General features: G+C 67.9%; 5 protein-coding genes and 1 pseudogene. 4 read left to right on the forward strand and 2 right to left on the reverse strand.

Annotated elements, in window-relative coordinates; genetic code table 11:
* Nucleotides 1-386 precede the first annotated feature (386 nt).
* From OHA40_RS02495 to OHA40_RS02505, 3 genes are all read left to right on the forward strand, one after another.
* The gene (locus tag OHA40_RS02495; RefSeq protein WP_330231441.1) at nt 387-1,766 is read left to right on the forward strand and encodes a hypothetical protein; all 1,380 of its coding nucleotides are present in this window, start codon (nt 387-389) and stop codon (nt 1,764-1,766) included.
* A 34-nt stretch (nt 1,767-1,800) separates the two neighbouring features.
* A complete protein-coding gene (locus OHA40_RS02500; RefSeq protein WP_330231442.1) occupies nt 1,801-2,211 on the forward strand; it encodes a YbaB/EbfC family nucleoid-associated protein in 411 nt (136 codons plus the stop codon).
* Between the two features lie 143 nt (nt 2,212-2,354).
* Nucleotides 2,355-4,037 (forward strand): hypothetical protein, encoded by a 1,683-nt coding sequence (locus OHA40_RS02505; protein ID WP_330231443.1) that lies wholly within the window; start codon nt 2,355-2,357, stop codon nt 4,035-4,037.
* 341 nt (nt 4,038-4,378) lie between these two features.
* Here OHA40_RS02505 and OHA40_RS02510 read toward each other — a convergent pair whose 3' ends face one another.
* A complete protein-coding gene (locus tag OHA40_RS02510; protein WP_330231444.1) occupies nt 4,379-4,969 on the reverse strand; it encodes a hypothetical protein in 591 nt (196 codons plus the stop codon).
* Nucleotides 4,970-7,246: 2,277 nt separating this feature from the next.
* Between OHA40_RS02510 and OHA40_RS34625 the strand changes: the two are divergent.
* Nucleotides 7,247-8,002 (forward strand): annotated as a pseudogene (locus tag OHA40_RS34625) (ATP-binding protein); the annotation flags it as partial.
* Between the two features lie 744 nt (nt 8,003-8,746).
* Here OHA40_RS34625 and OHA40_RS02515 read toward each other — a convergent pair.
* Entirely contained in the window at nt 8,747-9,154 is a 408-nt protein-coding gene (locus OHA40_RS02515) for a hypothetical protein (RefSeq protein ID WP_330231445.1), read from the reverse strand.
* Nucleotides 9,155-9,185 lie beyond the last annotated feature (31 nt).

The raw sequence follows: 9,185 nt of genomic DNA on the forward strand, positions 1-9,185 counted from the left end.
TTCACCGGGTATTCGATCCCCGGCCGGCCAGAATGCGCGGCACGGCGGTGTTCGCCGCCATCGGGCGGCCCCGACCACCGCACACCGACCGCCGGACAAGCGGGCGTTTGCCTCAACCCACGGACGCGGTCGTTATCTGCACTAGGTTTCGCATTGTTTCTGACGACCAGCATGCGGAACGCTGATGTTCGCACCCGGTTCCGGGAGCGCCCGCTCTTCCGCTCGTCATCGGCACACTTCCCCTGGCTCGCTTGGGAGGCGAGACACCGTGCACACCTCGTCGGACACGCTCCAGCGGGTGAGCGGTCGACTTCGGGCCTCGTAGGGGTGTCATACGACAGGATCTGACCAGAGCGCGCGATGAACGAGGACGGTGCGGGGTAGGCGTGGCATATGAAACGGGGCGCACCGCAGACCCGATCAGCCAAGCCCTTGTTTTCCACGGCCCGGCGGGCTGGCATCGGGTCGACGCGGTGTTCGCCATGACGGTATCCGCCGAGATCGGCCACATCGTGTATTCCATCGGTGAGCAGACCATCTCTTTGCCTCCCCCGGAGCCGGTACTTGCCCTGGTTCGGGAACAGCGAGCGGTCGCGGCACGATCGAGTCGAGGACCGTGGTGGCGAATGCTGGTGGTACTGACCGATTCCGGCGCACCGCAGGTGGACTACGACTACGGCGACGAGCCGTTCCCGCCCGGACAGTTGTTCGAACCGCAGGCGTACCGTACCGACCTTTCGGCGTATCCGCGCGACCGGGTGCCGGTGTGGCTGGCCGCCTACATCGGGCATGGCAGCAGGCAACGACGCGCGCCGCAGCAGGCCGCCGCACAGGAACGCGCAGACCGCGCCGACGCGGTGTGGGCAACTCTGACGGTGAACGAGTTTCCGCCCTTTCCCGAGATGTGGGCGCGATGGGCCACCCTCGCCGCCGCGTTCATCGCGACCGGGTCGACGTGGGGCCCACGGATGCTGCCCTGGACCGGGGTGTTCGAGGGAGCGGGCCACCACGGATCGACGCTGCACGCACTCCCGGGTGGCCGGGCAGTGTTGTCCGGCGGGGTGTGGAACGCACCGGCGCTGGACGCGGCGTATAACGACGGTGCGTCGATCCCGAATCTCTATGCGGGAGCGCCGCATTGGGTGTCCGACCCGACCCTGAATCTGCGCGCCGAATCGGGTTTGCTGTCGTTCTGCTATTGGTGGGAGGCCGGCTGCTGGTATCGCGGACAGTCACCCACAGCGACGGAGTGTGCGGCCGCGGTGCCCGGGATGTGGACCCGCGACACCGTGGCCGGAATCCTCGCGGGTCTTCTTCCCGACGGCCGGGATGACCGCTGCGACGCGATTGCCGCGATGACTGCCGCCGCCGAGGCGGGCGTCATCACGCGGGGCATCCTGCGCGACGTGTTCGGCGATGACGATCGGTTCGATATCGATGGCGCATATCACCAGTACCTGCTGGCCGGCCTGGCACCGCCGGAGATGGAACCGATACCGGCCGCGGAAGCCTGCTCCCGGGTGCGGGACTACATCACCGGACTGGGGCTGGATACCACGGGATATCCGTTGTCGCAGTTGACCGCCGAGCGATTCGGCGTCGGATGGACAGTACATGTACCGGTGCCGGAAGGAGCGCTCGCGATCGGCCGGGCGATCTTCTGCGTCGGTGACGACGGCGTACTGGAACACTCGACCGCCGACCCCGAGACCGCCACCGCGCAGTTCGAGCGGAGGTTCGCCGAACGCAACGGCGTGGGGGCATGAAACCGTCCGGATTATCGACGAGAGGTGGATACCGATGGACCGCTGGGAGCAGGAGGCGTTGCGCTCAGCAAATGACGGGATGCGCGAGCAAGTCGATCAGATGCTCGATCTGCTCGTCGAACAGCGCCAGCAGTTGGCCGCCGTCCAGCAGCAACTGGAAACGGCGCGGTGCAGCGCGAGTTCGGCCGACGGTTTGGTCGAGGTGACCGTCGACGCCACCGGAGTGCTCGTCGACGTGCAGTTCAGCACCGATGCTCTGCGCAGCACGGCCGACCAGCTGGGCAAGTCCGTGACCGACGCCGGGCGCGCGGCTGCCCAGCGAGCTCAGCAGCAGATGCAGCAGATGATCGCGCCGATCGCCGAGGCGATACCCGACCTACCCGATCTGTTTCCCCGCGCACCGAGCCTGCGGGACCCGCTGGAGCGCGAATCCCACCACGCGTGACGGCACCGCGAGGAGGCGTCCGGATGCGGGGCCCGACCCGAGTCGGCTGCGACCTCTCTTGCCATCTCTGGGAGTTCAGCCTCCGGAATTCAGTGGACGGATAGTCCTTTCGGTTCCGTGGGTGCAGGGGAAGGATGCCGAGAATGGGTGAGTCGTTGTATGTCGACCCGGACCTGATGCATATGTTGGTGACCGCGTTGTCGACTGCTGCCGACCAGGCGCGGCGAGACCTGAACGAGCTAGAGGATGAGCTCGCCCGGCAGGGCGAGCCGTGGGGAGACGACGAACCCGGGCGGATGATCGGCGAGGCGTATGTACCGCATGTAGAGAAGGCATTGGAGGGCTACCAGAATCTGATCGGCACTCTGGACGAACTGAGCAATGGCATCGCTGAAGTCGCCGATAGCTTCGACCAGCAGGACCACCGACTCGGCAACCTGATCCGCGACGCCGTGCCGGACAGTATGGGCCCGGACGTCCCGTTCCCGGTCGTATCCGATCCGGTCGGGCAGAACCCGGACGTGCCTGCCGCGTACCCCGGCAGTACGGGACCGCTCGCCGAAAGCGCCACCGGGACACAGAAACCGACGACCTCCGCGCCGTGGACGAGCCCCGCGCCGTCGACGGCGCCCAGCGGCAATCCGAGCACAGCCCCGCAGGAGCAACCCGCCGGATACGACTCGATCACCGAGCCCACGACAGCGGGTCAGCAACCAGCGAAGGCCGATGCGCCTGCACCGCAAGGTATCCGCGATGCGGTCGTGGACGGCTTGCCGAACGCTCCGGTCGGTGTGACACCGCGATCCGCCGCGGACCCGGGGATCAGGCAGCCGCGCACCGCAGGGCCCTCGACCACCTTCCACGCGGCCGGCGACGCCACCGCCGCAACCGGAAAACCCACGGGCACACCATGGTCGCGCGGTCCCGGCGGTTCCACGATGCGGCCGAACGCCGCCGCCTCACCATGGTCGCACCCGGGTCCCGGCAGCCGCCAGCCTGGACGGGTTTTCGGGCCGGAGCCCGCCCGACCGGGTGTCGCGCCCGCGGACCCGGCCCGACCGAGCCGAAAAGACAAGTCCCGCAAAGCGAAACCCGTTGCAGAACGGGATAGCACCGCCGCGCCGACAGACCCCGAGGCTCTCGAGGCAGCGCAGGCCATGGCCACGCGCCACGGCATACAGCTCGCCGGATTCGACACCTCGGGCATCGGAGTGCACACCGTCGGCGAGATCGCGGCGGCGCTGGACGACATCCTGGGCAGATATCCGTTCCTCGAGATCGGCGGAATCGCAATCCACGAACTCGGCCGGGGCTGGATATCCCAGGACAGGTGGGATCGGATCGGCAGCGAGTCGGAGCAGGCACGCAGCGGCCAACCGTGGCTGCTGCTCGATCGCGCTCTCGTGACGAATCCGGCCAGGCTGGCCGCCGAGGCGAGGGCCGCAGCTCCATCCGGGGTGTTCGTACCCGGATCCCTCGAACGCCCGATCTATTCGGCCGTCGTCGGCGAGCTGGGGCGAGTCCTGGCGACGATGGCGGGCCCGCGACCCCGCCGGTCGGCACAGCGAGCACTGATCACCGAGTATCGGCGGATCAGTGGGCCGTGGGCGGGCCGCGACACCCTGGCCACGGTCGTCGACGGTTACCGGCGCTGGCGAAACCAGCTGGGCGGCGGGAGCATCACCGGCGGGCGGTTCCACCCGCAAGCGGCGTTGATCGCTTCGTTCGCGGAAGTCGAGTTGCGCGGAGAGGCGGCGTGCGGACCCGCGAAAGTGCTGCATCTGCTGATGTTCGAGAGCGCAAGCAGGCGGTGGGATTCGCGGTGAGTGACTCCGCGGTGCCGGGATTGCCGGATTGGCTCACCCGCTGGATTGTCGGTCATTGGCCCGTCGGGGACCCCGCTGCGATGCGTGCGATCGCGGATGCGCTGGTTCGGTCGGCGCGGAACCTCGCTGAGATCCTGAGCCGACTGGAGTCCGTAGCCGAGCGCGACACGGCATCGGCAATCGGCGGTGAAACCGGCACGGCGATCCGGGGTGGCCTGCAGCAGCAGATCGATAATGGCAACGCACTGGTCAAGGCCCTGAACGCCGCAGCGAGGCTCATGCACGACGGCGCGAACGCCGTGGAGCTGGAGCGACTCACCGTCCGTGCGATCGCCATCGCCCTAGGGCTGACTGTGGCCTGCAGTTTCGGCACCCAGGCACTGACTGCTCGGCTGAACGCCGATATCGCCGCCGCCGAGGCGCGCCGTCGCACCATCACGTGGTTGCTGCAGCGCGCCACCGCGTTCAGGGATGCATTCCCGATGCTGGCGCCAGCGGCAAGCGGTCTGCTGATGGGGTCGATATTCATGGGTGGCGCGACGGCGGCAGCACAGTATGCCCAGATCGTGATGGGGGAAGGAAAACCTGGGCGGGTCACGGAGATGGATTGGGGGAAGGTCGGTGTGGCCACGGCGATCGGCGCTGTGAGCGGACTGACCGGGGGGATAGTCGCGGCGAAGGTAATGCCCGGGCTCCACCGTCTCGCCATCAACGCACGCCTGCCATTCCCGACTGCGCTTGCCACACTGTCCACCAGCGCGATCAGCGGTGCCGCAGGCGGTTTGACCGGAGGTTTGACCGCCTTCGGTCTGACCGGCGGTGAGATCCGTGGCCGCAACCTCGCCGAGATGGTGCTGATGGGTGTCGGTGGAGGCGTCGTCGGCGGGCTCGCTGCCGCAGTTCACGCCGCTCGCGTCGTTCCCGCGGCCCATGCGTCCCTACCCGATGCGGGGGCCGCGCCGCGAGCACCCTCGGATACCGTTGCCCGCTTGGGCGAGCCCACCCACGCGGCAGGTGGCTCCGGCCCTCCCCGAAGTAAGCCTGCCCTGCCCGACGAAGCCGGATCCACTCCGGAAATCGGCGACGGGCACACACCCCGGCCGGAACTCTCCCCCGAGCTGACCCAGCTCGGGAAGGAGATCGCCGGCGAATTCGTCCGCAATCCACGGCTCGACGACCTCGAACCGAAAACACGCGCGGGAGCACTCGAGTTCGCCGCTGAACACGCCGCCGACGCACCTGCCGGCCAAGGCAGGTTCCAAGAGATCAGCCTGTCCCAATGGCAGCAGCGGGCCGACGCCGAGGCTCACCAGATGCTTGCCGGATTGCGAGGCGGTAACGATACCCCGCCCGGATCGACCCCACCGACGTCATCACCGTCCTCGGGTGGAACTCCGTCCACACCTGGGCGAGAGCCTACCTGGCCAGCCTGGAACAAGGTCTTCGAACAGTTCCAGGGCAGAGCTGTCGGGGCCGACTCGCCCATGCCCACCACCGGCACGCCGGGACGGTCCGGCTCGGCCATCGGGCACCCGCCCACCGCATCGACCGGCGGCGGTGAGTCCGGCACCGCACGGATGGCCTTGGCGGGAACCGTCATCCACATCGGTGCCGAGACCGGGTCGGCAGCGGGACGCGGCCCCCTTCCGAGCCCTATGACGAACGCCGACGGCATGACGCCCGGCAACGGATCCCCCGAAACCCACGTCGCCACCACCACGGATCTCGGAAACAGCGGCAACGGATCCGGTGTCACGGTACAACCGGCTGCCGCACCGGGGGATGGGCTTCCTCCGCGTGCGCCGGGCCTGGGCGGGCCCACCCGAGGCAGTGGGCGCGGCGAGCCGCCTCCAGCCGACGATGCGCCCTCTCTCATCGATCTCGGATTCTTCGACGACGCCACACCACCGAACGCCGGGACACCTGGTGCACGGCCGACTTCGATGACACCCGTGCGGGATGCACCGCCGATACCGGCGGCCGCCAACCCGGAGCCCGCCCCGAAATCGACACCGCCTCCCACACCGGACGCCAAAGACCAACCGGCCCAGGCTGTATCGGCGCCCAACAACGGAACGCCACCACCGTCGCCCCCGCAGAAACCGGGCACTACGGACACCGCCGCAGGCCGACCCAACCCACCGCACGCTGAACACAGCGGCAGCGACAGCGTGCCAACCGACAACCGCACCGGATTCCACGTCGGCACCGACACGCCTCCAGGATCGGTGCTGTCGAATGCCGGTGCCACGACGGCACTCACGACACCGCTGCCTGGGATCACGGACGAGCGAACCACCGAAAACAATGAGCGCCCCGGCGATCCCGAGGAATTCCCGGCACGAATCGGGACGGTGATCACACCAGTCGTGCCCGGATACGTACCCACTCAGCCCCAATTGGATGAATTCCCGGCCGAAATGCCCGAGGAGTACACCAAACCGCCAGGCACCACGTACGCGATCCCCGGCCAACCCGCTGTACTGGACAGCCCACCCGCCAACACCATCCCCGTCGTCCCACACCCGACCACCCCGATCGTTCCGGAGCACTCGCCCGCCATCCCACTCACCGATCGGCCACAGCTGCCGATCCCCGACACTGCCGCCCCCGGTACGCCCCGAGAAAACCAGAACACGGCAAGCACACTCGATTCCGAAACACTTCTCCCACATCGTTCCGACACCCCTACACCGCACCTGCCCGCGCAGCCCGCCGACACACCTACCGAACTTCCGCCACCCGCACACGATCCAACCGAGCCGGACCCCGAAACCCCCGGCGCACCACACAAACCTGCAGCGCCCCAACCACCTCTCGACGGCCTCGAAGACCACGCCGTCCAAACCGGCGTACCTGCGATAGCCGCACCACCACCGCGGCAACTCGCCCCACCCCAACGGCCGGTACAACCGGGTCGCCTGATCCCCCAAGCCCAGGCATCCGTCGGCGACGGCGACCGCAAACCGCCATATAAGCGCAAAAGGCAACCGCCGCCGACTCCGCCACCCGAACCACCGCGGAAAGCAACGCCCTCTCCGCCGCAGGACCCGGAAACCGGCGGATCCGGCCGGACAAGTGAACAGAACTCCGAGCGAGGATCCCGAGCCGGTTCGGCCCCCGCGCTTTCTGATCCAAGTGACCGCGCTGCGCTGGTGGTGGACCGGAATCCTGCGGCAAGGCGAGACCCAGCGGTGGCGCGTGAACTCATGCAGCGAGCACGCAGATCCGTTCACGAGTCTCTGGCCGATTGGCCGATCGAGGGACACCGAGATCGGGCCGAGGCGATCGTGCAGGAGTTGGTGCGGCGTGCGCTTGCATTTTCGGACACACATCGCCCGTCCCTGCGTGAGCCGGAGGTGTCGGTCCAGGTACTCGGACACCCCGGCAATCGGCGGGCGGTGGTGAAGGTAACCGGCCACAACAGCCGGGATCTGCCCACCCGGCCGCTGCAAGCCGAATTCGGTTGGCGCGCCGTCAGGTTGATCGAACAGACGACGGAAGCATGGGGCTACGAGTTGCCGCACGGCGCGGGAACGACGGTGTGGTTCGAGCTCCCCGAAAGCGCCGAGCAGGATCCGTCACAGACAACGCCCAAACCCGCAGTGGACCTGACCTTCCCGCCGGGCGCCGTTGCGCGAGGCGCGTCACAAGCCAGGCGCGCCGTCAAGAACGTCCTGACACAGATCGATGTTCCGGACGATCAACTCGACAACATGGTCACGTTGGTATCGGAGTTGGTGAGCAACGTCGATCGATACGCTCCCGAGGGCCACGCGCGCGTCCGGTTGTGGGTAGACGGGAACCAGTTGCGGGTGACGATCGGCGACGAAAGCCGCGGGCTGCCTACCCGACAGAAAGAGAGCAACTTCAGCGACTTCGACCTGCACTCAGTGGAATTCAATGAGGAAGCGTTCGATCTGGGCGCGTTGGAGGCAGGGACACACGGCCGCGGTATCGGGCTGATGGAGGAGCTTTCGAGCGTGTGGGGTGTCACCCTGAATCCAGCTGGCAAGGACATCTGGTTCGAGGTCCTGATTCCTTCGACAACACAGGCCGACACCGCCGATGCCACTACCACACCGGAGTCCGCTCCACCGTCCGGTGCGGGGCACTTGCCGAACGCTTCTACATTGCAGCCCGGCAGGCCGACACCGTGGAACCAGCGATCGGATCCGGAACAACAGGCAGCCACCCGACACCAGGAGCGGCTTGGGTTCGGGCCCGCCGCGGGTGAGCGGTCAGGGCGTGTAGCGGTCACCGATGATCGTCGGAGGCCCGATCCTTCTCGGGGTTCGCTGGAGGCTGTTGTCGGGCGGCTGGGTGATCGGGTGGTTGGAGAATTGGTGGTGCTGGGCCGTGATGCGGTGGACGCTGCCTTCGGGGGCGGGCCGCGTGCGGGGGCCGGGCTGGAGGTATCGGTCCCCGAGGAGGTGTTCCGGTATCTGCATGGGCAGCCGGGATCGTCGCGGACGCGGGCGGCCGATGGAACTGCTCGTCTGGTCGACGCCGGGATGTCGATCGGTATGGGAGAGGACGCGGGTCCGTCACATCGTGAACTGCTCGAGCGTTCCTGGGAAACCCCGGAAGGTATCCATGTCGCGAGCCTTACCGACGTGTATGCCGTGCTCCAGGAACGTGGCTTGCCGCAGGATCTCCTCGAAACCGCGGCTATCCGGGCCCGCCTGCTCGACCCGACGCGGCCGCCGCTACCGCAGCATGTGCTGGCTCGGGAGATCGACGCCCTGCGTTCGGTTTTGCCGGCCGAAGCGCTCAACCATCCCGATGCCGAGGTCGCGGTCCGGCTCGCCGCGAACGGGATGCACATCTGTGCCACCCTCTACGGCGATCCCGATGTCGGGCGGGCCAACCAGATCATCGGCGACCTCGAGCTGCCCGAATATCGCGTCCCGGCGACCTACCACAACGGTTTCGGTCTCCCCGACGACGGGCGCCTGCTGCAAGCACACCTGGGCACTATCGACGCCCGCCCGCACCAGCGGCTCGACGCGGCCGCCGCCGACACCTACAGCGACGCCGTCTACGGCAACGGCCGCCGCAGCAACAACCCGCACGGATACGACGAACTGCGCTCGGCCCACCTCGCCCGCGCCCACGCGCTGTCCCTCGGATACGAACCCGACCGCG

This window comes from Nocardia sp. NBC_00508, assembly GCF_036346875.1.
Classification (GTDB): domain Bacteria; phylum Actinomycetota; class Actinomycetes; order Mycobacteriales; family Mycobacteriaceae; genus Nocardia.